We start from the raw sequence: 24,097 nt of genomic DNA, 5'->3' as shown, positions 1-24,097 counted from the left end.
GTTATTGGTTGACTTTTACCATAGAAGGACGGATCACCCGGTCCTTAAGTTTATAGCCTTTTTGCAGTTCCTCAACGACTGCGTTTGATTCGTACGCTTCATCCTCGACCTGCATAACAGCCTGGTGCATGTTCGGGTCAAATTGCTCTCCGACTGAAGGAATCTGTTCAACTCCTTCATTTTTAAGAGCCTCCAAAATTTGACGGTGCACCATTTCCATCCCTTGAAGCAGGCTTTTCGTCTGCTCGTTGTCAGGATCGATCTGTAGCGCGCGTTCAAAGTTGTCAAGCGCCGGCAGCAAATCGCTGATGATGCGCTGGGAACGGTACTTTTCAGCAGCCTCAAGGTCAAGGCGTGCGCGTCGTTTGTAGTTTTCAAAGTCCGCCTGAACACGTAAAAGTTTATTTTCTTTTTCTTCAAGACGTTCTTGAAGTTCTTTTAGTTGTTTTTCAAGCATTTCTGTTTGCGTGTCTTCTGCCGGGGCATCAGCTTCAGCAGCCGTTTGTTCGGCTTCGGCTGTCTCCGCTTCTGTCTCGTTCAGTTCCTCTTGTTCGTTTAGCTCTTCAGTTTGTTTTTCTTCTGCCATCTGTGTTCACCTCCCTTAAAGGATGAGTTTCATGATAAAGAAGGGATTTCTCCCTTCTGTTTTGTTTTCAGGTACTGCCTTACCCATCATACAAACTTGTCAACGCTTTTGACAAGTCAGATGATACGTGCTGAAGCAAACCGACGACGCGGGAGTAGTCCATGCGCGTCGGCCCGATGACCGCGATGGAGCCGATCTGTTTTGAACCGACCGTGTATGTCGCGGTAATCAGGCTGCAGTTTTCCATTTCTTCATAGTCGTTTTCCTTGCCGATTTTAATGGTAATTCCGGACTCAGTCGACTGAAAGAGCCGGAGAAGCTCCTGTTCTTTCTCAATGAGCGACAATAGCGATTTCACTCTGTCAATATCGTGAAATTCGGGCTGATTCAGCATATTAATCTTGCCGCCGAAAAACAGCCGGTCGGTTTGAACAGATGAATCCAGCGTTGCGCCGAGCCCGTGTAAAATCGTATCGTAATTTTGGATATGCGACTTTAAGAAGATGACGACCTCTTTGAAAATCCTGTCTTTCAGCTCTGAGATCGGCACGCCTCTAAGGCGTTCATTTAATATATTCACCAGCTTTTCGAGATCGGAAAGATTGACCTCCGCCGGAAAGTTGATCGTTTTATTCTCGACATGGCCGGTATTCGTTACTAGAATGGCAACGGCCTTCTTAGGCTGAATCGGCACAATCTGGATCTGTTTGAGATGATTTTCGCTCAGTCTCGGACCGAGGACAATCGATGTATAATTTGTCAGATCAGACAGCACTTGAGCCGACTTCTGCACCGCTTTTTCGAGTTCAAAGATTTTTTCTTTGAAAACCGAATGAATAATGTTCAAGTCCGTTTTTGACAGCTTTCCGGGTGAAAGCAGATGATCGACATAATAGCGATAGCCTTTTTCAGAAGGAATCCGGCCTGAAGATGAGTGGGTTTTTTCAATAAAACCGAGCTCTTCCAAGTCAGCCATTTCGTTTCTGATCGTCGCTGAGCTGAATGTGATATCTTCCTTTTTGGAAAGCGTTCTTGATCCTACCGGCTGAGCTGAACGAATGAAATCGTTGACGATAACCTGCAAGATTAACAGCTGACGATTTGTTAACATCCATATCACCCCTGTTAGCACTCGACACAACTGAGTGCTAATTGTATATCAAAATTACCAAACCAAAATCAAAATGTCAATTATAACTCACCCAGGAATGCTTGAAACACTTCATTCCCTAACAGTTTTCCATTATGTGTTAAAAATACATTTTTGCTCGTGTTCACAATCAGCCCTGTTTCTTCCAGCGAACGGAGCACTTTCGGGAAGAGATCGTCAACAGTTCTTCCGTATTTTTGGAAAAAGTGTTCTTTGTCTACTCCCGCGGTTTTTCGAAGACCGAGAAACATTTCTTCTTCAATCTGTTCATTTTTTGTAACCCTGTGTTTTTCTTTATAAGGAAAACCTGACTGCTCAATCAGGTCGATATAATGTTTAACAGGGCCGGCATTTACCGTTCTTTCACCATTGATATAGCCGTGCGCGCCCGCGCCCAAACCGAAATACTCCTCATTGTTCCAATATGTGAGGTTATGTTTGCTCTCATATCCTTTTTTGGCGTAGTTGCTGATTTCGTATTGGCCGATGCCCGCTTCTTCCATTTTCCGCATCACAAGTTCGTACATTTCTGCTTCCTGATCCTGCGGAGGCAGATGAAGCCGGCCCTTTTTCATCAAGTTATAAAAAACGGTTTTCGGCTCGACGATCAGCGAGTAGACCGAATAATGTTCAGCCCCGAGGGCAAGCGCCGTATCGAGCGATGAAGCGAAGTGGCCGATGGTTTGTCCTGGCAGACCGAACATCAGGTCAAGGCTGATATTATCGAACCCCGCGTTTCGCGCTCTTTCAAAGGAAACGAGTACGTCTTTTTGCTCATGGACTCTGCCGATTTTTTTTAGCAGCTCGTCTTCAAACGTCTGTACGCCAAAGCTCAGCCTGTCTACACCGGCGGCTTTTAAAACCTCCAGCTTTTCAGCCGATAAATCGTCGGGATTGGCTTCCACTGCAAATTCGGCAAGGCTTTCGGACGGTTTCAAAACGCGATGAATGGAATCAAGAAGCCGCTCAAGCTGCGCTTCCGACAGCGATGTCGGCGTTCCTCCCCCGATAAAGATCGTTTTCAGCTCCGGATGTCCGGCCGCTTCCATTGAATTGGCCATTTCCTTCTCTAAAGAACGCAAATATTCATCAACAGGCTGAGATTGAATAAAAAACTTGTTGAAGTCGCAATAATGGCAAATGTGCTCGCAAAACGGAATATGGATATATGCTGCTTTCATTGTTTTCACCTTCTTTTACAGGAAGAAGCCGCAGTGTGTTACGCTGCGGCAGCTCATGATTATGATTTCGGGCTGCTGTCGTCCATTTTCAGGACTGCCATAAAGGCTTCCTGCGGAACTTCGACAGAGCCGACCTGTTTCATTCTTCGCTTTCCTTCCTTTTGCTTTTCGAGCAGTTTGCGTTTTCTGGAAATATCCCCGCCGTAGCACTTCGCCAAAACGTTTTTGCGCATGGCTTTGATGGTTGAACGGGCGACAATTTTTGTGCCGATGGCTGCCTGGACAGGCACTTCAAACTGCTGGCGCGGAATGAGTTCCTTCAGCTTTTCGACAATAACTTTTCCCCGTTCATACGCATAATCGCGGTGAACGATAAAGGAAAGGGCATCGATTTTTTCGCCGTTCAGCATAATATCCATTTTCACGAGCTTGGACGGTTTATATCCGATGAGTTCGTAATCAAATGACGCATAGCCTTTCGTATTTGATTTAAGCTGATCGAAAAACTCGTAGACGATTTCCGCAAGCGGAATTTCGTAGACAATGCTGACGCGGTTCGCATCAAGGTACTGCATATCGATAAACTGGCCACGCTTGCCCTGGCACAGTTCCATGACCGCTCCGACAAAGTCGTTCGGCACCATCATCGTCGCTTTGACGAACGGTTCTTCCACCCGGTCGATCTTCTGCGGATCAGGCATATTTGACGGGTTATCGACAACGATTTTTTCTCCGTCTGTCATGTACACGTCATAGATAACGCTCGGAGCCGTCGTAATCAAATCGATGTTGAATTCGCGTTCAATCCGCTCCTGAATAATTTCCATGTGGAGCATCCCCAGGAAACCGCAGCGGAAGCCGAATCCGAGAGCCTGGGACGTTTCCGCCTCATACTGAAGGGCTGAATCGTTCAGCTCAAGTTTTTCAAGCGCTTCCCGCAAGTCGTTGTATTTCGCTGTATCAATCGGATACAGACCGCAATAGACCATCGGATTCAGTTTTCTGTAGCCTGGCAGGGCTTCGGGCGCTGGGTTTTCCGCACTTGTAATCGTATCCCCTACACGGGTGTCTCCGACGTTTTTGATTGCGGCCGTCAGGAATCCGACGTCGCCGACAGTCAGTTCGTCAACCGGGACGGCCTTCGGTGTGAAAACGCCGACTTCAGTGACTTCAAATTCTTTTCCGGTCGCCATCATCTTGATTTTTTGACCGGCTTTTACGGTACCTTGGACGACTCTGATATAGGCGACGACCCCGCGGTATGCATCATACAGAGAGTCAAAGATCAGCGCTTGAAGCGGCGCTTCCGGATCTCCGCTTGGTGCCGGAACCTTTTCAACGATCTGCTCCAATATTTCTTCAATTCCGATGCCTGCTTTTGCTGAAGCAAGGACGGCTTCTGAAGCGTCAAGACCGATGACATCCTCGACTTCCTGGCGGACGCGTTCGGGTTCTGCGCTCGGAAGGTCGATTTTGTTAATGACCGGCAGGATTTCAAGGTCGTTGTCAAGCGCAAGGTAAACGTTTGCCAGCGTTTGCGCCTCGATTCCCTGTGCGGCGTCGACGACGAGAATCGCGCCTTCGCATGCGGCAAGGCTTCTCGAAACCTCATACGTAAAATCGACGTGTCCCGGGGTATCGATCAGATGAAAAATATATTCCTCTCCGTCCTTTGCCTGATATTTCAGCTGTACGGAGTTCAGTTTAATGGTGATTCCTCTTTCACGTTCCAAATCCATCGAGTCGAGGAGCTGTTCTTTCATTTCCCTTTGAGTGATTGCCGCCGTCTTTTCCAGGATTCGATCCGCAAGCGTTGACTTGCCGTGATCGATATGGGCGATAATAGAGAAATTTCGGATTCTCGACTGCCTTTGTAATCGTTTTTCTTTATCTGTCACACTAATCACTCCTACTATGAAACGCAATATGCGCTAGCTTAGATTATATCAATAGGGTTGTGAAGATTCAATGCTAAGTCACATATGCTTTCTAAACCCGAAAAAGAAAAAACGAGTCCTGCATCCGACTCGTTTTTTCTTTTACTTATTCCGTTTTTTCCTTTATCCAGTCATACAATGAACGGGCTGTGTTTGTGACCGAATCGGCCAGGGCGCGGCCGGCCGAGGAAAAGAGGTTGAAAGCTTCCAGCTGTTCCAGCTCTTTTTGTTTTTCCTCCAAATCGATTTGATGGCCGAGGACTGACGCCTCCTTCGCATCCCCTTCAGATATGCTGAGCGCCGCTTTTAAATCAGGGTCCTGATACCCTTTCATTTCAATCATTCCGTTGTTCGCCTGCTGCATGCCGAGAAGGACGCCGAAAAACATGACACAGCAAGCCAATATGCATTTCCCCATAAAAGAAGCCACTTCCATCACCTGTCCTATTGTTTTTTCTTATCGTCTTCACCGGTGTCTGCATCAACTTTTTCAGCATTCCAGTACATCTCGCTGAATACATCCGCCATCGCTTCTGCAGCCCGCTCCAGCTCTTCGCGGTTATTATCTACGCCGCCAAATTCGATTAAGACGGATCTTTCGTTTAAATCTTGATTATATATGCCATTATCCCCGGCAGCTCCCTTAGATATAACACCGCGGCTCAAACCGGGATATTTTTTTTCCAGCCGTTCATGCAGTTCTTTTGCCAGTTTTAAGTTCGATTCGAAATTAGAGCTCTTCTTGCCGAGCACAAATGCAACACGTGCATAGCTTTTTCCTTTGACAGTTGCGGTTGTCGCTTTCTTCCGCTGCGAATCCCTGTGAATATCGATAAAATACTGCAAATCTTTGTTTTGAGCCATCGCCTCTTTAACGACCGGCCTTGATTCATCATAGGAACGGGCATAAGCCCAGCCTTTTTTCCGCAAGTTCGCCTGAAAGTCAGTTTTATCCACCATTGCCCCGACCCCCTGCGACTTCATCGCATTTGCGAGCATATCGCTGACAAGCGTCACATTTGCTTTCGAATGAAGCGCCCGATCAGGTACCGTCTCCCCTTTTAAAAAGGGAAGATACGACTCCGTATTGTGCGTATTGTAGATAAATACGACTTTTCGGCCGCCCGTCGATTGCTCAGGAGGTTTTTCCTCCCCTGTTTGCTTTTTCTGTTTCCCTTCAAGCTCTGCAAGATTCGCTTCTCTCTCCTCTTTTAAAACCTCAGTCGGCGGCGGAGATTCTGACGGCATATTCGTGTAATCCGTCCCTTGCCCTGCAATAAGGATTTCCGAGTCAAAATGAGAGAAGCCCGGAAGCTCCCGACCGAGAAAACTTCGCGGATCTTTTAAATTAATGCTGGTCGCCAGTTTCAAGACGATCGGAGAAAGTTCAAAGCGTTTATTCGGTTCCGGCAATTCTGATGCGAAGTAGTGGTTTTCCATTCCCAAAATGAGCCCAAAGGTCTCGCCCGCCAATTCATCGGTCACCCGGTACAACGATGAAGACGGCCTTAACTCAGGACGCAGCGATGTCAGCACGCCTGATAAAATAAAAACGAGCAGCAGGCTGACGATAAATAAGAATACTGTCTTAATCGCACTTCTTCCATTTACAGCCAGCACAAACTGACGATTCCTGCCTCTTTTTCTCATCGCAAATCCCTCCAGAGCTTGTCTAGTAAATAGACTATGTACAAGATAGAGGAAGTAGAACAAGTTCCGGCAATGCTATAAGCACGAAAAAAAGCGGCCTGGTCAGCCGCCTTAATCTTAGTGGTTATACATTCCTTTATTGTCTTGCGAGACATTTTCATGAAGCGCTGTGTTCAGACCGTTCGCAATCACATTTGCCATATCATCGATAAAGGTATCGACCTCTTTTGGGGTTACCATTAAGTTATGGCCGAGCGGAGCGAGGACTTCATGGATCAGCTGCCTTTTTTCATCCTCTGCGAGGCCTCCGACTATACCGAGAAACGATTTGCGGTGCTCCTCATCGGGAAGGTCTTCTTCGGTGAGGACCTTTCTTTTCCCAAAGCTCATCCCCGCGGGAACGAGCGACCTGGACGGACTGTCATCTCTCATCTCTCTTCCAAAATGCTTCAGCATATAATCAATCGTATCACTCGTGATCGTGACGGCATCGACCACCGTCGGAACACCGATGGCGATGACCGGAATGCCAAGCGTTTCCTCGCTTAATTCTTTTCTTTTATTCCCTACCCCAGATCCGGGGTGTATCCCGCTGTCTGAAATTTGAATGGTAGAATTCACACGCTCGATCCCTCTTGAGGCCAGCGCATCGATGGCAATGACAAAGTCGGGCTTTGAGCGATCGATTACCCCTTGGATAATATCGCTCGTTTCAATGCCGGTCAAGCCCATGACTCCAGGGGAAAGCGCGCTCACTGGACGGTAGCCATGCTCTACATTTTCGGGCTGCAGCTGAAAAAGGTGCCTCGTCACGAGAAGGTTCTCCGTTACTAGGGGGCCGAGTGAGTCGGGCGTGACATTCCAGTTGCCAAGCCCTACAATTAAGCAGCTGGCATCCCGCGGAATGTTCAAATAATCGAGAAATGCGGAAAATTCCTTCGCAAACACATTGACGACTTTTTCCTGCAAGACGGAATCCTGCTGTCTGATCCCTTGTGTTTCAAAGGTTAAATAGCGGCCGGCTTTTTTCCCCGACAGCTTCGCTCCTTCTTCATCAATGTCCATCGTCTGAATTTTGATCCCGTCTTTTTCGTATTCTTTGACTGTAAACCCTTTCAGCTCTTTCTTTGGAGAAGCTTCCTTTTCCTCTGCCAGATCCCTCGCTTCCACGGCTAAGTCTGTCCGGACTGCATATTGACTTAAATCAAGCTTCTTTTTCTCCATATTTGCATTCCCTCCAAAAACATAACTGGTGTTAGTGTGCCCACAAGGTCTGTGAACATTCCCCCGAAGCGGAGCTTTCAAACAAAAATACTTTACATTTATATTGCAATCTAAGGGTGTGTTTGATAGAATACAATTTGTTCTATTGTTGAGATCTAACCTATAGAAAAGGAACAGAGGTTATGTCTTAGGAGGTGAAACACATTGCCAAACATTAAATCAGCGATCAAACGCACAAAAACAAACAACGAGCGCCGCGCGCACAACGCAACTATCAAATCTTCAATGCGCACTGCTATGAAACAAGTTGAAACTTTCGTAAGCAACAACGAAGCAGACAAAGCGAAAGCAGCTCTTTCTGCAGCAGCAAAGAAAATCGATAAAGCAGCTAAAAAAGGTCTTGTCCACAAAAACACCGCAGCTCGTTACAAATCAAACCTAGCGAAAAAAGTGAACGGACTTTCTGCATAATAGAAAGCTTGGCCATGCCAAGCTTTTTTGCTTGCCTTCATAAAAAACGGCTCTCTTAAATGAGAAGCCGTCAGACCACCGATAAATCGTAAAAAACGCGCGGTCAGCTGGCGGAAGAAAATCAACATGACAATGTGCGCGATGCGCTGCATTGCAAAAATATACGGTCAATCCAGCCATAAGGTAGGCTCTGCAGAAAAGGGAATGCTTGCTGATCTCATCCTCTGAGGTCCGGCCTTTTTTTGTCGTCAAGCCTGAACCCCGTCCGTGCCGAAGCGAAATATTCGCGGATTGAGTAAACTGGACATGAAATGAAATAGCGTATAAGACTTATCAGGGGGAGAGCTTCCCTTGCACCTGTCAGCTATGTTCACTCGCACGACGCTATTTTTTGTGCTAAATATTGTTGATTTTTATACAAAATGAGGGAACTTCCAAAAAGGAAATTCCCTTGCTATGTACAAGTTTAATTATTCCGGTGTTTAACTTTTAAATGATAATCCAATTTCCTTCAAAGCAACCCGCAATTTAGGTAAAGACGCTGGTCCCATACCGTGAAATTTCAAAATCTCTTTTTCGCTGTATTTTGACAGAGCCTGCAAAGAAGTTATTCCATTGTGTTCCAAAGCTCGTCTGGCTGGCGCAGAGAGCAATGAAAGAAATCCGTTGTCAGGTTTGCGCTGTTGCTCACAAATCGGGCAAACAGGACAATCACTGCTTTTATCATACTGGTGTCCTTTGCTGCAAGTCCTTAAATTCTTTGTCATTTCATTTCTCCTTTTCCGCACATTTTCAATGTTTCCGATTTTATCTTTTCTTTTTTGCAATCGTGCCCCTTTGCTATGTTTGGCATCTGATGTTCATATTCAGGATACACCGAAACTCGTTAAACTATCTTCTGGAAAAAGAAAGGCTGCGAAATCGTCGGTTTCAGAAATCGAAGCTCCAACTAGTTCCTGGATCGTCATAGCGGTTTAGTAAGGATGGTTTTACTTATAACCTGTGAGTAACTGGAGCAGGCCAAAGCGAAAAATAGACACAAATCATGAAAGTCCCAAAGACTTTTAGGTCAAACTCATTTCTCTTCTTCACTCAATTGCTTGACAAAGTCGAGATGTTTATATCCCCAGCTGCACATATCGGTCAACACCGGCGCCAACGTTTTTCCGTGCCCGGTTAAACTATATTCGACCTTCGGAGGGATTTCCTGATAAACTTGCCGTTTGACGAGACCATCATGTTCGAGCTCCCGAAGCTGGTTGGTCAGCATCCCCTGTGTAACTCCAGGGAGCATCCGTCTTAGTTCTCCGAAGCGTTTGGTGCCTTCATGAAGTAATACGAACAGGATCAGCGGCTTCCATTTTCCTCCTATGGCCGCCAAAGTTATGATGATACCTTCCGTCGTCTTCATTTCCCGTACTTTTGACTTCATCTTTGTCAACTCCCGATTCGGTATTCGTGATATCAGTTACGTTACCATATCATTCTGATTCGCGGTAGTACTCTTATTTTACATACATAGTACGGTTTACCGGACTACCATAAACAAGTTCTTTCACCGCAATAGTACGGTTTAAAGGTCTATGTACGAAAAAAAAGCGTACTTTGCAATGCCAAAAATATTCGTAATAATTGGGACGAAGAAAGGTTCAAGAAAAACAACAAACGGTAGAGGAAGATGTTTATGAAAATAATGGTAATTGCAGCACATCCAAATTTGAGGGAGTCCAAATGGAACAAGGCACTAATGAACGAATTGAAAAATCATCCTGATATCTTTATTCGTGATCTGTATCAGGAGTATCAAAATTGGAGTATCGATGTTGAAAAAGAACAGCAATTATTACTTGAATATGACCGGATCGTTCTTCAGTTCCCATTTTATTGGTTCAGCTGTCCGCCTCTTTTGAAAAAATGGTTTGATGATGTGCTGACATACGGCTGGGCGCACGGCCCCGGAGGCGAAAACTTGAAAGGCAAAGAATTCATGATTGCTACGACAACAGGCGGAGCGGAAGAAGAATATCGCGTTGGGGGCCGCAATATGTTCACTGTAGAAGAGTATTTACGGCCGATTGAGGGTACTATTATCCGATGTCATGGCACGTTTCTTCCGGCTTTTACATCCCACAATCCTCATGACAATATCCTCAAAAACGAAGCGAAGCGATATGCAAAGCATGTTTTATCACCTAAGGAAGGATGAAGCTTGCCGATTATGAGGGGAAACGGAAAAAGAAATAAGAACAACTGAAAAGGCTGTCGAGAAAATCTCGACAGCCTAACGGCTCTCTTAAAATTAGAGAGCCGTTTTTTCAATCGGACTGCAAAAGCTTGAGCAAAAACAGCTCAAGCAGGAGCTGCTTGTCTTTTTTGCCTGTCTTCATTTCATAATCCATAACGGCGAGATGCTCGATGATGCTTTTCAGCTCTTCTTCAGAAAACAGCCTCGCCTGGTCGATCGCGAGCTTCACCCTGAACGGGTGAACTTTGAGGTTTGAGGCGATTTGCTTTTGCCCGTACCCCTGCTGCGAAAAGTATTTCGTCTGCATCAAAAGCCTGAACTGGTTTGCGATCAGCGCCATCATTTTGATCGGTTCTTCATTTTGCTTTAACAGATCATAGAAAATCTGCAGCGCTTCTGTACGCTTCCGGTTCACAACCTTGTTGATCAATTCAAAAATATTCTGCTCGAGACCTCTGGCAACGAGCTTTTTGACGTCCTCAAGTGTGATCGAATCCCGATCACCAATATATGTACTAAGCTTTTTCACCTCTTGGGCAATGGCCGACAGGCTGGCATTACACAGGATGACAAGCTCCTCCGCCGCTTCTCGTTCTATGAGCTTCCCCTCTGATTTTGCAAGCCCAGTGATAAAATCAGCCGTTTCCCGGCCGTTCAGTTCTTTTGCTTCAACCATATGGGCGTGTTTTTTCAAGAGCTTGGTCAGCTTTTTCCTCTCATCAAGCTTTTCATAAGGAGCGAGCAGCACAAAAACGGAATAAGGCGCCGGCTGCGCAATATAATCCTCCAGGCTCCCGAGGTTATGCTCCGTTTTATCTTTCTTTTTTTCAGCTGTTAAAAAAGACGGGTTTTTCGCAACAACAAGACGCTTATCCCCCATAAACGGAAAAGTTTCAGCATCTTCAACAGCAAGGTCCAATGCCTCTTCTTCCAGATCAAATACGGAAAGGTTGAAATCCTTCGTCTCTTCGTCAACAACGGCTTGTCTAATCCTTTGAACCGTCTCCTGCAGAAGATACGTCTCTTTCCCGTATAAACAATAAACAGGATGAATATCGCCTTTTTTTAAGCTTTTCCAAATATCAAATACCGTCATCTGCACTTTCCCCTCTTTCATCCTTCCTTTCTATCCTAAAGCGTGTTTTGCAATTAGTAAAGAGAGAAGCGGAGTCACCCGCTCTCTCATTTATAATAAACGCCTTCCATAAACCCCCGGGTCAGTTTATAGAAGACGATGTTCATAAATTTTAGAAAACGGTTGCATGAAGCTCCTAGATTTTTGCAAAGAATTGAATTATACTGGATATCAATAGGAGGGGTAAATTGTGAATGAATTTGAAAAAGACGTGCAAAGCAAACGTAACGATCTTGTAGATTCAGGTGTCGGTTTTATCGTGTCTTTTGGCTTTTTCGCTACAATGTTTATTATCGCTACTGTTATACATCTGGCCGCTTAATCAAGCCAAGTCATGGACACCGCTTTACTCTCCGTCAGGCAAGCGGCTTTTTGACGGCTGCTGTTTTTCAGCAGTCTTTTTTTCTTGCGAGGAATGTACTTTATCATATGGGGGATGAAGTAAAAACGTTCCGTTTCCGCCTCGAAATAGGTACTGAATCGAACCGTGCTGATCCGTTCTGAATACTTTCACATGGTGGCGGTTTAAGATATCCAGCACTTCCCCGTGGGGATGGCCGTAGCGGTTGTGCTCTCCCGCCGAAATGATGGCTGCTTTCGGCTCAATTTGCTTAATCAGATCTTCCCCCGTAGAACCTTTGCTTCCATGGTGACCGACTTTCAGAATATCCGCTTTAAGATTCGGATACACTTTCATCATCTCATTTTCACCTTCCTTCTCCAAATCGCCCGTTAACAGCCACGAAAATTCGCCAGCTTTCAGCCACAACACGAGGGAACCGTTGTTTTTGCTGTTTTTGTCCGCCTCTTTCGGTGAAAGAACATAAAATTCAAGATTGCCAATATGAAGGATGTCACCTCTTTTGGCTACATGCACCTTGACGCCTTCTTTCAAGGCAAGGCGAAGCAGCTTTTCATCAGACGGTTCGGCTGCGAAGCCTTTCGGCACGATCAATTGCTTGACTTTATGTTTTTGGATCAGCACTTGAGCTTCACCAATATGATCCTGATCAGCATGAGTCAAAATTAAAGCATCGAGCTTCTTGACTCCTTTGGATGCCAGAAATGGCATTAATACGCTCTCTCCCAGGGAAAAATCCTTTTTCCGCTTTCTCCACTGCTCTTTCCGGAAGGATACGGTTCCTCCCGTATCAATGAAGACGGTGCCATTCTGACCGGGAGCGCTGACATACATGCTGTCACCTTGGCCGATATCAAGCATTGTGACCTCTCCTTCTCCTGCAAATTGAGGAAGACATACGTGAATAGCAAACACAGCGGCAAGGAAGCCGGACGAAATCATGACCGCACGAAACGACATCTCTTTTTCAAGAAACAGCAAAAACAGAAAAATAGCTGCGAAGTAGAAAAACAACAAAATATCCGGCGGTTTAACCGCAGAAAAAACGAAAATATCCACGGCAGACACCGATTTAACAGCCTGATGGCTCCACACAAGCAGATGGTCCAGCACACAGGCTGCCGCCTCCCCGAGAGGACGAAAACATATGAAAGCCAACAGACTTCCGAAAGACAGCGGCATGATGATAAAAATATAGAGAGGTATGAAAAGCAGATTCATCACTGTGCTGAGAAATGAAAACTCTTGAAAATGGATGAGCAGGATCGGAAGGGAGGCGAGCTGAGCCAAAAATGACCCCAATAGCAGTTGAGAGATTCGGCTTTTCGGCTTGATCAATATTTCTTTTGAAAGAATGAAAACGAAGGATACGGCAAAAGAAAGCTGAAATCCGGCTTGAAATAGCAGATAAGGATGATACAACAGCAGTCCGAGGCAGGCGATGCTGATCACATCGGCGCTTTTGAAGTTCTTATTGGACAGTGATGCCAGCAGATAGATTTCAGACATGAGAACCGCCCTCACTACCGACGGGGCGCCTCCGGTCAAAACTGCCGCAACGGGCAGCCCGAAAACGAGCAGCCATTTAGCGCATTCTCTCGTCAAACCGAAGCGAATAAATACGTGGAACAGAGCGGCCGACAACAGACCGACATGAAGCCCGGAAATCGCTAAAAGGTGAATGATCCCGAGACGCTGATAGCCGTCCAGCACATCTTGTTCAATGAGAAACCGGTCCCCGAAAGTAAGCGCTCTTACAATACCGGCAGCCGGATTAGCCATATTTTCTTCTGTAAAATCAAGACCTGCTTTTCGGATGTTCAATAGAAATGGCATAAGACCGCCGCCCGGCTTGCAGTTTTCAATGGACTGAACCGCAAATATCCAGTGAATCCCTTTTTGATACAAGGATTCTTTTTGATCAAAAGTTCCAGGAACCGTCTCTTTTTTCGGCGCTCTTAATTCACCTTGCATGACACAGAGGCTTCCCGGCTGAAGAGCGGAGAGCGCCCGTTTTTCTTGCGGAGACCGGATCGTATAGCCCGCTTTCAAAGCTTCCCCCTTATCTGTTTCGGCTGTGAATGAAAGCCGGTCTCCGTCTATTATGGGGATATCCCGAACAGAAGCAAACGTGTGAAATTTGCCTTCATGATAAATCGTTGTATTGAAATGGTCAATCATGTAAAAAGAGGTGAAATATAAAATACAAATCGCTGCACATATGATGAAAAGGAGTATTTGTTTCTTGAAGAAACAGAGGATAAAGAACAGAAAAAAACCGACGGCGAGGAAGAGATAAAGAGAAGAGTGAGCGGAGGCGATTCCGGCTGCCGCTGAAATCGCTCCGCACGGGAAGATGCGATGTCTGTCCATTGGATTACACGTAGCTTGTAAACAGTTTGTTAGCCTCTGCGTGTATTTTCCTGATTTCCTCTTCCTCAAGGCCTTTATCAGCCAGCTGTTTGATCAGATCGGCCACAAACGATAACTTTTCCTGGTTTTTCAAGTCGATAATCATCTCATCGAGCTCTACCTGCTCCACTTTAACAGAAGCCTGATCGAAAAGTTCAACCGCGTAAGGATGGTTTTTGTAATCTTTCGCATAGTATATCGTTTTAATACCTGCCTGAATGATCGATTTACAGCATTGAATGCACGGAAAATGCGTGACATATATTTCAGCGCCTTCGGTCGGAACGCCGAATTTTGCACACTGAAGTATCGCGTTCATCTCGGCGTGAATCGTTCTGATGCAATGCCCGTCCACCATATAGCAGCCTTCATCCACACAGTGAACACCTCCGGCGATCGATCCGTTGTAGCCTCCTGCGATAATTCGTTTATCCCTGACAATCGTCGCTCCTACAGCAAGCCTTGTACACGTGCTGCGAAGCGCCAGCAAATGGCTTTGCGCCATAAAATATTGATCCCAAGAAATCCGTTCCACTTGTTTTCCCTCCAAAAATACGATGTCGACTTCCCTAAGTTTACATATGTTTATCCGCAAACGTCAATTTACTTTACCGTGATGGAAGATTTTATTCTTTCAAAAGACTTCTCTCCAATTCCCGAAACGTTTGTTATGTCTTCAATCGTCTGAAACATTCCGTTCTCCTCGCGGTATTCGATTACCGCTTCCGCTTTTGAAGGACCGATCCCGGGAATCGTTTGAAGCTCCGCAGAGGAAGCCGTATTGATATTGACGATATCACCTGAGCTGCCGTCTGCTCTTGAGTCCGCTTCCGAAAGAGAGCCAGCGGCCTCTTCCCCTTCAAATGGAATGTAAAGAACCATACCGTCCCGCAAAACGGCTGCCAGATTAATTTGCTTTTGGTCCGCTTTTTTCTCGGTGCCGCCTGCTTTTTTCAATGCATCGTGCACCCTGTCTCCCTCCTTCATTTGATAGACGCCCGGATTTTTCACAGCGCCTTTCAAATCGATGATAACCTCCTCTTCCCCCGCGTTTTTTTCCCGCTTCACTTCCTCTTTCTTGTCAAAAGTCTGTGCAGAAGCCTCTTCAGGAATGGAGAAGCCGGATGAAGTTTCACGCTTTCCGCTTAACAGCATGAAGGCAGCGCTGATGATCAAGACGAGTGCCACACCTCCCGCCGCATGCCATTTATATTGTTTTAGCCAATCTGTCAAACTGCTCACCTGCTTTCATACATATTTTGACTGAAGCCTTCATATCGTTTAAAAGATACAGGTTCAAAGGAGGGGAGAACGATTGAATATCGGCTTTATCGGGACAGGAAATATGGGGACCATTTTAATTGAGGCGTTGATTGAATCTAGAGCGGTCATTCCCTCATCTTTAACAATTACTAACCGAACGATCGACAAAGCGTTAAACATAAAAAAACGATTCCCAGACATTCAGGTTGCAGAACGGCCGGAAGAAGTGATCACGGAAAGTGATGCCGTGTTTATCTGTGTAAAGCCGCTGGATATTTATCCTTTGCTAAAGCGGCTCTCACCCGTCTTCACCCGCGATCAGATTGTGGTCACCATTACGAGTCCGGTGCAGGTCGAACAGCTGGAAGCCATCGTCTCCTGCCAGGCGGCAAGGGTGATCCCGAGCATTACGAACAGAGCGTTGTCTGGCGTGTCATTATTGACTTTCGGAGAAAGCTGCACAGCTGAGGCAAAAGAAAAATTGACGGCTTTAGTGAGCAAGATCTCAATCCCTCTTGAAATCGAAAGCGGGATTACGAGGGTCGCCTCAGACATTGTCAGCTGCGGCCCCGCCTTTGTCAGTTATTTGGTTCAGGAGTTTATTCAGGCCGCTGTAGAAGAAACCTCCGTCTCAAAAGAAGACGCGATTTTAATGACGACAGAAATGCTGGTTGGTTTGGGAAGGCTGCTCGAAACAGGGCATTACACATTGCCCGCCCTGCAGGAAAAGGTGTGCGTTAAAGGCGGTGTAACCGGTGAGGGAATTAAGGCGCTGGAAAGCGGCGTTCAGGATATGTTCCGCCAGATGTTCCGGAACACCCATTTGAAGTATGAAGAAGATATCGCTCTAGTCAAGAAGCAATTTTCCGTTTGATTCATTGTTTCACGAACGCGCTGAGATTTTCAACAAAGGAAAAATACATTATGAAAAACCATCGTTACGATTAAACGATGGTTTTTGTTTTTTTCGCTGTATAAAAATGACGTTCCGACTCTGCGCCAGGCTCCAATTTTGAAAAATCGGCAGTCACGCACTGCACCTCAAATCCGGCTTGCCGCAATAAGCTGATATACTTTTCCGTCTGGAAAGTCCGCTGTTCATGCGATTCATCAAACCTTTCGTATACGCCTCCGCTTTCTACGAAGAAGGTCAAATCGTGAACAGCTGAATGAGGATCATCCCCCGCATAGCTTTGCCAAATGACGCTGACTTCTTCATCCTGATCGGCATACGTACTTCCCGGAAAAATGACATCCATTTTGTAAATGGAATGAACATCAAACAGAAGAAGCCCGCCTTCTTTTAATAGAGAAAAAACGTTTTTAAAAGTATTGAAAACGTCTTTTTCGCTCTTTAGATAATTCAGCGAGTCACAGCAGATCACAACCGCGTCAAACTCTTGCCCATGCCCGGCAAGCTCGCGCATATCCTGCTGAAAGAACTGAATATCGAGCTGCCGAACGGCTGCTTTGTACTGAGCCTGTGCAAGCATATCTTCGCTAATATCGATTCCTGTGACATCGTAGCCTTTTTCAGCCAAGCGGACCGATATTTCACCCGTTCCGCACGCCAGATCAAGTATCCGTATACGTTCTTTCTGCTGTGCACCGATCGTTTTTTCAATCCAGCTGACCCACTCATCGTAAGGAGCGTGAGACATCAGCTTGTCATAAATACCGGAAAATCCTTTATAAATCATTCATTAACTCCGAATGAAAGGTCTTCAGTCGGCGCGTCTCCCCACAGCTTTTCAAGGTTGTAATAGCCTCGTTCCTCTTTGTGGAAAACGTGGACAACGACATCGCCCAAATCGATCAAAACCCATCTGGCTTCGTCAAAGCCCTCCATTTTCTTCACATTGATTCCATTTTCTTCAGCTTGATCCTTAATTTCCCGGGCAATGGCCTGAACCTGTTTGTCAGAATTCCCGTGGCAAATCAGAAAATAATCAGCCACAAGGGAAATCCCCTGCATATTCAAGGCGATCATATCTTCCGCCCGTTTATCATCGCAGGCCTCTGCGGCAATTTTTAAAATTGAAGCTTGATCCATTCAGTAATTCCTCCTAGTGTCTATCGTTTACTAAAGCATTATATGTGGCGACCGTTTCCGGATAAACGGCCTGATTTTTTGAAATTAAAAATGTCATCGTATTTTTCAACGCCTGGATAAGCGCCAAATCCAAATCTTCTTCAGCGAGAGTCCGAACCTCTTCAACCCCTGGAAAACGGCGGCCCGGCTCGATATAATCCGCTACATAAATCACTTTCTCAAGAAGCGTCATATTCGGCCTCCCAGATGTATGGAATCGAATGGCTGACAGGATGTCTTCATCCGTAATTCCAACCTCTGTTTTGACAAGCGCGGCTCCTGCCGGCGCATGCCAAAGTTCATGATGAAAATCGAGCACTTCAAGCGGCCCGCCCCCGTTGAGGATGATTTGTTTCATTTCCTCTTTCGGGCGAAATTTGGCATAGTCATGAAATATCGCGGCGATTTCGGCTTTTTTCACATCTGCGCCAAACCGTTCGGCAAGTTTGACAGCCGTCTCCATTACGCCGACCGTATGGATGTAGCGCTGTTCTGTCAGCTGTTCTTGCACGCAGGCTAAGGCTTCCTCACGTTTCATATAGATGATTCTCCTTCACATAGACCTTCACTTCGTCAGGGATTAAATAATCTGTCGGCTGCTGATTTTTAATGCGGTCCCTAAGTAAAGATGATGATACTTCAAAAATAGGCACATCGACAAAAACGAGCGGATACGGCGTCTCAATTTGAAAGCCGGGCCGTTTCACCCCGACAAATTGAATCATGTTGACAAGCTTGTCAATGTTTGACCATTTCGGCAGGTATTCCACCATATCCGCGCCGATAATAAAGTAAAACTTATCGTTTGGATATCGGTCTTTCAGCAGGCGAACGGTATCAAATGTATAAGAAGGGCCTTCCCTTTCGAGTTCGATCGTCTCCAATTTAAATTGCTCTTTCCCCGATATGGCAAGCTTCAGCATTTCCGCCCTGTGCATACTTAGCGAAAACGAGTTTTTTTGTTTATGCGGCGGAATTTGGTTGGGCATGAACCAAATTTCATCAAGATCCAGTTTATACAGGACTTCATTTGCCATTAATAAATGCCCGTTGTGCGGAGGATCAAATGTCCCTCCAAAAATCCCGATTTTCCTCATGATTACCACCTTTAAGCGTTAAGGAAGCTCAATTTTTTTATTTTCTTTCGACTCCTTATACAGCACGATAATGTTTCCGATCGTCTGCACCAGTTCGGCGCGTGCTCCGCCCGCCAGCGCTTCGGCTACTTCCTCTTTAGGCTGCTCGCAGTTTTGCAGCACGCTCACCTTGATTAATTCCCTGGCTTCAAGCGCTTCACTGATTTGTTTGACCATGTTTTCGTTGACTCCGCCTTTACCGACTTGAAAAATCGGTGACAGATGATGCGCTTCCCGGCGCAAATAGCGTTTTTGTTTTCCTGTTAGCATGATTTTCCTCCTAGTTGCTGCAACACAATTGATTTCATTTTTTCCATATTAGGCTCATGTCCGGTCCACAGCTCAAAAGCAAGGGCTGCCTGGCCGATGAACATGCCGACTCCGTCCAATGTTTTCAAGCCTTTTGCTTCAGCCTCCTGCAGCAGGGCCGTTTTCAGCGGATTGTAGATAATATCGCATACAAGGCACGTTTCTTTCGCATTCGCCAATGAAAGCGGGGCAGCTTCGATGTTCGGGTGCATCCCGACCGACGTCGTTTGAATCACGATATCATATGCTGACAAGTCTGCTTCTGCTTCCTGCAACGACAAAGCACGTGCCTCTCCTTCAAAACGCTTAGTGAATGCTAGTGCCTTTTCAGGTGTACGATTCGCCACGTCCAGCTGCTTCGGCATCTCAGCTGCCAGAGTGGTAAATATCGCCCTCGCCGCACCGCCTGCCCCAATCAACAGTATCGAGAGCTCAGAAAGCGGACGATCAAGGGATGGCTTCAGTGATTTAAGAAATCCTGCTCCATCTGTATTATATCCGACCAGCCCTTCTTTTTCTCTTCTGACAGTGTTGACCGCCCCGAGAGCTTCGGCACTTTCATCAATACGGTCGAGATGCTTCATGATCGATACTTTATGGGGGACCGTCACATTAAACCCTTGAATGCCAAGGGCCCGCATACCTTTCACAGCATCTTCAAGATCTTCGTTTTCCACGCGAAAAGCGTGATAATGTCCTTCTAAAGAAAGATCCTCCAAAGCCGCATTATGGATGTCCGGAGACATGGAATGAGCCACCGGATTGCCAATCAGTCCGTACATCGGTTTCATAACTCTCTCCCCTTAGCACTTATATTAGAGATCTGCGTAAAAACACGTGAACGCCTTTAGGCGCGTGGGCGACAATTTTTTGGTTCGCCTCTTGGACAGTTACCCAGCCGAGGCCCGAGAACACAACGTCCGTTTTCGGCTCTTTAATCGTAAACGTATGTTTAACAAGCTCCGGAAACGAGTCAAGATCTTCTTTTGCAGGGGGAGCAAGCATTTCCCCAGCGTGTTTTTCATACAGCTGATCCGCGTTTTCAAGCTTTGTTCTGTGGATGTTGAGTTCATTCGGCATATAGCATACAAACGAAGATCTGCCTCCGCTTGCATAATCAAACCGCGACAATCCGCCGAAAAACAGCGTCTGTTCTTCGTTCAGCTGAAAGGTGCGGGGCTTTAGCTCCTTCTTCGGCGTTAATATTTTCAGATCGCGTTTCGCGACATAGTGCGCCATTTGATGATGGTTGATGATTCCCGGCGTATCATACATCGCCGATCCGTCATCCAGAGGAATTTCAATCGCGTCAAGCGTTGTCCCCGGATATTGAGATGTCGTAATAATGTCGCCCTCTCCGGAAACCTCTTTAATAATCCGATTGATAAACGTTGATTTTCCTACGTTCGTACACCCGACGACATATACGTCTTTGCCCTGTCTGTAATATTCGATCGCGTCGATCGCATCTTTCATCCCCTGCCCGCGCCCGGCGCTGACGAGCAGCACATCAACAGGCCTTAAGCCGAGCTCTTTCGCTTCGCGCTTCATCCAGTTTACAAGGCGCTCGCGCTTGACTGATTTAGGGAGAATGTCTGCTTTGTTTCCTATTAATAAGATCGGATTGCCTCCGACAAAGCGGTTTAAGCCGTTGATCCAGCTTCCGTTGAAATCAAAGATGTCGACGATTTTCACGATAAGCGAATCCGTTTCCCCGATGCCGTGCAGGATTTTCAAAAAGTCATCGTCCGTCAGTGAAACATCCTGAATTTCGTTATAATTTTTCAATCTGAAGCAGCGCTGGCAGATGACATTATCTTTTAACAGCGATGCTTCAGGCGCGTAGCCCAGTTTATTTTTATCTTCGGTTTGAATGGCGACTCCGCATCCGATACAAACTACCTTTTCCATTCTTTAATCCTCCCACTGAATATGGCCTTTCCGTTTTAAAGCGCTGAGAATTCTGCGTTCCACCTGGCGGTTGAAACGCGTAAAAAAGCCGTCGGAAGCAGCCACAGGCACGACAAGAATGGTATGGAACCCATTGCGGTTCCCTCCCAGCACATCTGTCATGAGCTGATCTCCTATGACAACGACGTCTTCTTTTTTAAGACCCATATTTTTGACGGCTTTTCTGAAAGCTCTGCCCATCGGCTTTTTCGCTTTGTAAATAAACGGGATATTAAGCGGTTCAGAAAATATTTTAACGCGTTTTTCATTATTATTTGAGACAATTGTCACTTTAATGCCGTGCTCTTTCATCTCTTCAAACCACTCGATGAGACGCGGTGTCGCACTAGGCCTGTCCCATTCTACAAGCGTGTTGTCCAAATCCGTAATAATCCCTTTTACATTGCGCTCTTTTAGTTTTTCAGGGGTAATATGAAAAATATTTTTTACAAATTCATCCGGCAAAAAGAACTTTTTTAACACAAAGCCGCACCCTTTCCTTTCAATTACTGCTTCTTTTTTCAATGTGTCGAAACAAATCTAAAAGTGTCTTAAAAAATCGGCTGTCCGAAAAGTTTTCGACATATAATAGGATTCTTCAACAGGTGTGGATAAAATTACACACAGTATCCACTCATATTTCATCGACCTTTTATTAAATTATAAACATGATACCCACAAGTTATCCACTTTTTGGTGTGGATAACAGAACGATTGTTCTCGCCCAATATTCATGATAGATTATAGGTACTTCAAACAAAGATCATATAACTTAACATTTTATGCTTATTCCAAACAGGTTATTCCAATTTTTATGAGGAGGTGTCTTCCCCATTAAATGGGTACCGAGTATGAAAAAGCTGTCTGATGAACTTTTAATAGAATCATACATTAAAGCAAATGAGATGAATTTGAACCGCGAATTCATCGAGCTGATTGAAACCGAAATCAAAAGAAGGTCGCTCGGTCATCTGCTTTCCGTCTCTTCATAGCTCAAGCACTCCCGAGCGCTCTTGCCGCTTTTTTTCACTTAGGTTGATATTATATCACTTGAATAATACGCTTACTACTGTTTTTCATGAAAAAACACCTCTCTAAAAGAGGTGCTATTTGAAGAATCCGTGAGGACTAAGCCAGTAGAACCCGCCGATGACGAGCAGGACGACTAAAAGGACGACAACGAACGCATATCCGTATGCGGCGCCTGCATATCCGGGATAAGCCGGGTACGAACACGGACCAGCGGGAAAAGGATATCCCATCGCATCATTCCTCCTTTAGACTGTTATAGTAACAGCCTATGAAGAAAAAGGAGAAATGGCTAGGCCTTTTACTTAAATCAAGAAGTTTTTATAACTTTACTTTCATTAATTCCTTCAAAAATAATTCGCGCGCCTTTTGGGGTTAAGTGATTTCCCGATGGGTCGATAAACCCCGAATGGATCAGCTTCTCATCTGTAGCTCCGCCTGCTTTTTTCACGATGTTTTTCCAGTTGTCGATCAGCGGAACATCAAGTTCACGCGCCGTTTCCCTTGTGACATCATTATAGGAATCGTGCCATTTGCGCGCTCCTCCATATTTTTCAAACGAAGCAGCCCGGTATCTTGCATAATAAAAGATGTTGTCCCCGCTTCCTTCGACGATCGGCAGGCACGTCATTAATATCGGCTCTATTCCGCGGCGGCGGCTTTCTTTAACAAAATAATAGAGGTTTTCTTTAAACCTTTTTTTGGATACGCGCGGCAGCCCTTTCGCAAGAATTGCTGCATCATTTGTTCCGAACATGATAAAAAGATATGCCGGCTGCTCATCCAGCACATCCTTCCTGAACCGAAGCCTGGCGTCTTCTGTCGTTTCTCCGCCTATTCCCGCATTATTTATTTTGTACTGCCCTTGAAGGGAAGTCTGAAGTAAATTGACCCATTTTTCCGCTTTTGGATAATCGCGAAATTGCCAATTTGAGCCGCGTGTATTGCTGTCTCCAAATGCTACGACTTTTCTGGGATCGTCCTCTCCGCAGCCTGCAAGCAGAAGCAGAAAGATGAGGACCATCACCAAGCTTTTTTTCATTCGTTCCACCTCCAAAAGCCAATACTACGATCATATAGGAGAGAAGCTGCACTTTCAATGGGAGAAATCTCTGCCATCCTGCAAGCGTTTAGTCCTTACTATGCATTTAACCTGTCCCCCCTGTTTAAAAACATTCGTATTGGTTCACGGTTTTCCGACAAACAATGAATATGTTTTGACAGGTCGAAAGCCTAATTTTTCAGCGAGGCGAATCGATGCAACGTTTTGCCGGTCGCAATCCCAGCGCGGTTTCAAGCGGTTCTCTATTGCATACGCGATAAAGGCGCCGGCACAGCGGGCTGCAAACCCACGTCCCCTGTAATCCGGGTGTGTTACGATATCAACTTCGGCAAAGCGTTCCGAACAAAAAATGGTGACACATTCACTGGCGATCACACCTTCATGCGACACTTTAAATCCGAAACCGTTCTTCAAAAAACGGCCTGGCCCTCCCCAATACTCAATCGCGTATTTTTCCGTGAAATTCGCGCTTTTTCGAAAGTCATCTTCAGAAAATCTTTCAACACCGGCAAATGCGGCACTGCGAACATATTCCTCTTTTCCAAGGAAAAATGACACGCGCTCCATTTGCTGCAGAGGATCGCCAAGCCCCCCGATTAAAAAGGCGTCCCACTCCTCAGAAGCCGAAAACACGGTAAAGCGCGCTCCGTTCCTCTGTTCATTCAAATAATGAAGCCATTCGCTCCTTCCGCTGTCGGGGATATCTCCAGCGACATAATAAATCCCGGCAGCTGTTCGAAAAAGAACAGTGGCCGGTGTGAAGAAATCATCGACATAAACGTTTCCTTCGATAAGTCCTTCGGCTATCGCATGCGCGAATGTCGGACTTTCTTCTGTTAACAAAACCTTTGCTTTTCGTTTTTCACTCGATTTCAGTTCAATCATCATAACTCCTCCTCGAAC

At 45.8% G+C, this 24,097-nt stretch carries 29 protein-coding genes; 5 read left to right on the top strand and 24 right to left on the bottom strand.

Annotated features, from left to right (window positions below; all coding sequences use genetic code 11):
- Window position 1 precedes the first annotated feature (1 nt).
- The 7 genes from grpE to gpr all read right to left on the bottom strand — a co-directional run bounded on the left by grpE (window position 2) and on the right by gpr (window position 7,728).
- Window positions 2-586, bottom strand: coding sequence for a nucleotide exchange factor GrpE (grpE, locus tag M1E03_RS07920; RefSeq protein WP_020452260.1), 585 nt, complete (start codon window positions 584-586; stop codon window positions 2-4).
- Between the two features lie 79 nt (window positions 587-665).
- Window positions 666-1,697 carry a heat-inducible transcriptional repressor HrcA gene (hrcA, locus tag M1E03_RS07915; RefSeq protein WP_020452261.1) on the bottom strand — a complete coding sequence of 344 codons (1,032 nt, stop codon included), beginning with the start codon at window positions 1,695-1,697 and terminating at the stop codon, window positions 666-668.
- A gap of 80 nt (window positions 1,698-1,777) precedes the next feature.
- Window positions 1,778-2,917 (bottom strand): radical SAM family heme chaperone HemW, encoded by a 1,140-nt coding sequence (gene hemW / locus M1E03_RS07910; protein WP_026579276.1) that lies wholly within the window; start codon window positions 2,915-2,917, stop codon window positions 1,778-1,780.
- Between the two features lie 59 nt (window positions 2,918-2,976).
- Window positions 2,977-4,815, bottom strand: a complete 1,839-nt coding sequence (lepA, locus tag M1E03_RS07905) for a translation elongation factor 4 (RefSeq protein WP_020452263.1) — start codon at window positions 4,813-4,815, stop codon at window positions 2,977-2,979.
- 145 nt (window positions 4,816-4,960) lie between these two features.
- Entirely contained in the window at window positions 4,961-5,284 is a 324-nt protein-coding gene (locus M1E03_RS07900) for a YqxA family protein (protein WP_023855247.1), read from the bottom strand.
- Window positions 5,285-5,298: 14 nt separating this feature from the next.
- Complete coding sequence (gene spoIIP, locus M1E03_RS07895) at window positions 5,299-6,504, bottom strand: stage II sporulation protein P (protein ID WP_020452265.1); 1,206 nt, start codon at window positions 6,502-6,504, stop codon at window positions 5,299-5,301.
- 117 nt (window positions 6,505-6,621) lie between these two features.
- The gene (gpr, locus tag M1E03_RS07890) at window positions 6,622-7,728 is read right to left on the bottom strand and encodes a GPR endopeptidase (protein WP_039072854.1); all 1,107 of its coding nucleotides are present in this window, start codon (window positions 7,726-7,728) and stop codon (window positions 6,622-6,624) included.
- A gap of 204 nt (window positions 7,729-7,932) precedes the next feature.
- Between gpr and rpsT the strand changes: the two genes are divergently transcribed.
- A complete protein-coding gene (gene rpsT / locus M1E03_RS07885) occupies window positions 7,933-8,199 on the top strand; it encodes a 30S ribosomal protein S20 (RefSeq protein WP_020452267.1) in 267 nt (88 codons plus the stop codon).
- 482 nt (window positions 8,200-8,681) lie between these two features.
- On the opposite strand, the gene M1E03_RS07880 is transcribed toward rpsT, so the two are convergent.
- A complete protein-coding gene (locus M1E03_RS07880; protein WP_023855249.1) occupies window positions 8,682-8,966 on the bottom strand; it encodes an RNA polymerase alpha subunit C-terminal domain-containing protein in 285 nt (94 codons plus the stop codon).
- A 308-nt stretch (window positions 8,967-9,274) separates the two neighbouring features.
- Complete coding sequence (locus tag M1E03_RS07875; RefSeq protein WP_023855250.1) at window positions 9,275-9,631, bottom strand: winged helix-turn-helix transcriptional regulator; 357 nt, start codon at window positions 9,629-9,631, stop codon at window positions 9,275-9,277.
- Window positions 9,632-9,883: 252 nt separating this feature from the next.
- Here M1E03_RS07875 and M1E03_RS07870 point away from each other — a divergent pair, with 252 nt between their 5' ends.
- Window positions 9,884-10,405, top strand: coding sequence for an NAD(P)H-dependent oxidoreductase (locus M1E03_RS07870; protein WP_025811130.1), 522 nt, complete (start codon window positions 9,884-9,886; stop codon window positions 10,403-10,405).
- A gap of 109 nt (window positions 10,406-10,514) precedes the next feature.
- Here M1E03_RS07870 and holA read toward each other — a convergent pair whose 3' ends face one another.
- The gene (gene holA / locus M1E03_RS07865) at window positions 10,515-11,540 is read right to left on the bottom strand and encodes a DNA polymerase III subunit delta (RefSeq protein ID WP_023855252.1); all 1,026 of its coding nucleotides are present in this window, start codon (window positions 11,538-11,540) and stop codon (window positions 10,515-10,517) included.
- A gap of 229 nt (window positions 11,541-11,769) precedes the next feature.
- Between holA and M1E03_RS07860 the strand changes: the two genes are divergently transcribed.
- Window positions 11,770-11,901, top strand: coding sequence for a YqzM family protein (locus M1E03_RS07860; protein WP_003183686.1), 132 nt, complete (start codon window positions 11,770-11,772; stop codon window positions 11,899-11,901).
- Between the two features lie 24 nt (window positions 11,902-11,925).
- Here the strand turns inward: M1E03_RS07860 and M1E03_RS07855 are convergent, their stop codons facing one another.
- The 3 genes from M1E03_RS07855 to M1E03_RS07845 all read right to left on the bottom strand — a co-directional run bounded on the left by M1E03_RS07855 (window position 11,926) and on the right by M1E03_RS07845 (window position 15,585).
- Complete coding sequence (locus M1E03_RS07855) at window positions 11,926-14,313, bottom strand: DNA internalization-related competence protein ComEC/Rec2 (RefSeq protein WP_145645246.1); 2,388 nt, start codon at window positions 14,311-14,313, stop codon at window positions 11,926-11,928.
- 4 nt (window positions 14,314-14,317) lie between these two features.
- Window positions 14,318-14,887 (bottom strand): ComE operon protein 2, encoded by a 570-nt coding sequence (locus M1E03_RS07850; protein WP_026579270.1) that lies wholly within the window; start codon window positions 14,885-14,887, stop codon window positions 14,318-14,320.
- Window positions 14,888-14,955: 68 nt separating this feature from the next.
- The gene (locus tag M1E03_RS07845; RefSeq protein ID WP_026579269.1) at window positions 14,956-15,585 is read right to left on the bottom strand and encodes a helix-hairpin-helix domain-containing protein; all 630 of its coding nucleotides are present in this window, start codon (window positions 15,583-15,585) and stop codon (window positions 14,956-14,958) included.
- Window positions 15,586-15,667: 82 nt separating this feature from the next.
- Between M1E03_RS07845 and comER the strand changes: the two genes are divergently transcribed.
- On the top strand, window positions 15,668-16,489 hold the full coding sequence (gene comER, locus M1E03_RS07840; protein ID WP_025811127.1) for a late competence protein ComER: 822 nt from the start codon (window positions 15,668-15,670) through the stop codon (window positions 16,487-16,489).
- A 70-nt stretch (window positions 16,490-16,559) separates the two neighbouring features.
- On the opposite strand, the gene M1E03_RS07835 is transcribed toward comER, so the two are convergent.
- Genes M1E03_RS07835 through M1E03_RS07800 form a run of 8 tightly spaced genes read right to left on the bottom strand, consistent with a single transcriptional unit; the run spans window position 16,560 to window position 21,585 of the window.
- Window positions 16,560-17,315 (bottom strand): class I SAM-dependent DNA methyltransferase, encoded by a 756-nt coding sequence (locus tag M1E03_RS07835; protein ID WP_458110739.1) that lies wholly within the window; start codon window positions 17,313-17,315, stop codon window positions 16,560-16,562.
- Window positions 17,312-17,668, bottom strand: a complete 357-nt coding sequence (gene rsfS, locus M1E03_RS07830; protein ID WP_023855256.1) for a ribosome silencing factor — start codon at window positions 17,666-17,668, stop codon at window positions 17,312-17,314. Before rsfS ends, M1E03_RS07835 begins: the two co-directional genes overlap by 4 nt.
- A 13-nt stretch (window positions 17,669-17,681) precedes the next feature.
- Window positions 17,682-18,245, bottom strand: coding sequence for a bis(5'-nucleosyl)-tetraphosphatase (symmetrical) YqeK (gene yqeK / locus M1E03_RS07825; RefSeq protein WP_026579268.1), 564 nt, complete (start codon window positions 18,243-18,245; stop codon window positions 17,682-17,684).
- The gene (locus M1E03_RS07820) at window positions 18,235-18,804 is read right to left on the bottom strand and encodes a nicotinate-nucleotide adenylyltransferase (protein WP_025811125.1); all 570 of its coding nucleotides are present in this window, start codon (window positions 18,802-18,804) and stop codon (window positions 18,235-18,237) included. Before M1E03_RS07820 ends, yqeK begins: the two co-directional genes overlap by 11 nt.
- Window positions 18,805-18,822: 18 nt before the next feature.
- Window positions 18,823-19,113, bottom strand: coding sequence for a ribosome assembly RNA-binding protein YhbY (gene yhbY, locus M1E03_RS07815; protein ID WP_003183704.1), 291 nt, complete (start codon window positions 19,111-19,113; stop codon window positions 18,823-18,825).
- Window positions 19,107-19,943 carry a shikimate dehydrogenase gene (aroE, locus tag M1E03_RS07810; protein ID WP_020452280.1) on the bottom strand — a complete coding sequence of 279 codons (837 nt, stop codon included), beginning with the start codon at window positions 19,941-19,943 and terminating at the stop codon, window positions 19,107-19,109. Before aroE ends, yhbY begins: the two co-directional genes overlap by 7 nt.
- A gap of 19 nt (window positions 19,944-19,962) precedes the next feature.
- Complete coding sequence (gene yqeH, locus M1E03_RS07805) at window positions 19,963-21,063, bottom strand: ribosome biogenesis GTPase YqeH (protein ID WP_025811124.1); 1,101 nt, start codon at window positions 21,061-21,063, stop codon at window positions 19,963-19,965.
- Window positions 21,064-21,066: 3 nt separating this feature from the next.
- A complete protein-coding gene (locus M1E03_RS07800; protein ID WP_020452282.1) occupies window positions 21,067-21,585 on the bottom strand; it encodes a YqeG family HAD IIIA-type phosphatase in 519 nt (172 codons plus the stop codon).
- Between the two features lie 368 nt (window positions 21,586-21,953).
- On the opposite strand from M1E03_RS07800, the gene sda reads away from it, so the two are divergent.
- Window positions 21,954-22,094 carry a sporulation histidine kinase inhibitor Sda gene (sda, locus tag M1E03_RS07795; protein ID WP_003183713.1) on the top strand — a complete coding sequence of 47 codons (141 nt, stop codon included), beginning with the start codon at window positions 21,954-21,956 and terminating at the stop codon, window positions 22,092-22,094.
- Between the two features lie 114 nt (window positions 22,095-22,208).
- On the opposite strand, the gene M1E03_RS07790 is transcribed toward sda, so the two are convergent.
- The 3 genes from M1E03_RS07790 to M1E03_RS07780 all read right to left on the bottom strand — a co-directional run bounded on the left by M1E03_RS07790 (window position 22,209) and on the right by M1E03_RS07780 (window position 24,082).
- Window positions 22,209-22,364, bottom strand: a complete 156-nt coding sequence (locus tag M1E03_RS07790; RefSeq protein ID WP_023855260.1) for a hypothetical protein — start codon at window positions 22,362-22,364, stop codon at window positions 22,209-22,211.
- 77 nt (window positions 22,365-22,441) lie between these two features.
- Window positions 22,442-23,173 carry an SGNH/GDSL hydrolase family protein gene (locus M1E03_RS07785; protein ID WP_020452283.1) on the bottom strand — a complete coding sequence of 244 codons (732 nt, stop codon included), beginning with the start codon at window positions 23,171-23,173 and terminating at the stop codon, window positions 22,442-22,444.
- 144 nt (window positions 23,174-23,317) lie between these two features.
- The gene (locus M1E03_RS07780) at window positions 23,318-24,082 is read right to left on the bottom strand and encodes a GNAT family N-acetyltransferase (protein WP_231562549.1); all 765 of its coding nucleotides are present in this window, start codon (window positions 24,080-24,082) and stop codon (window positions 23,318-23,320) included.
- Window positions 24,083-24,097 lie beyond the last annotated feature (15 nt).

It is taken from the genome of Bacillus sp. PK6-013 (assembly GCF_054161445.1).
This window is presented reverse-complemented; position numbering and strand designations above follow the sequence as displayed.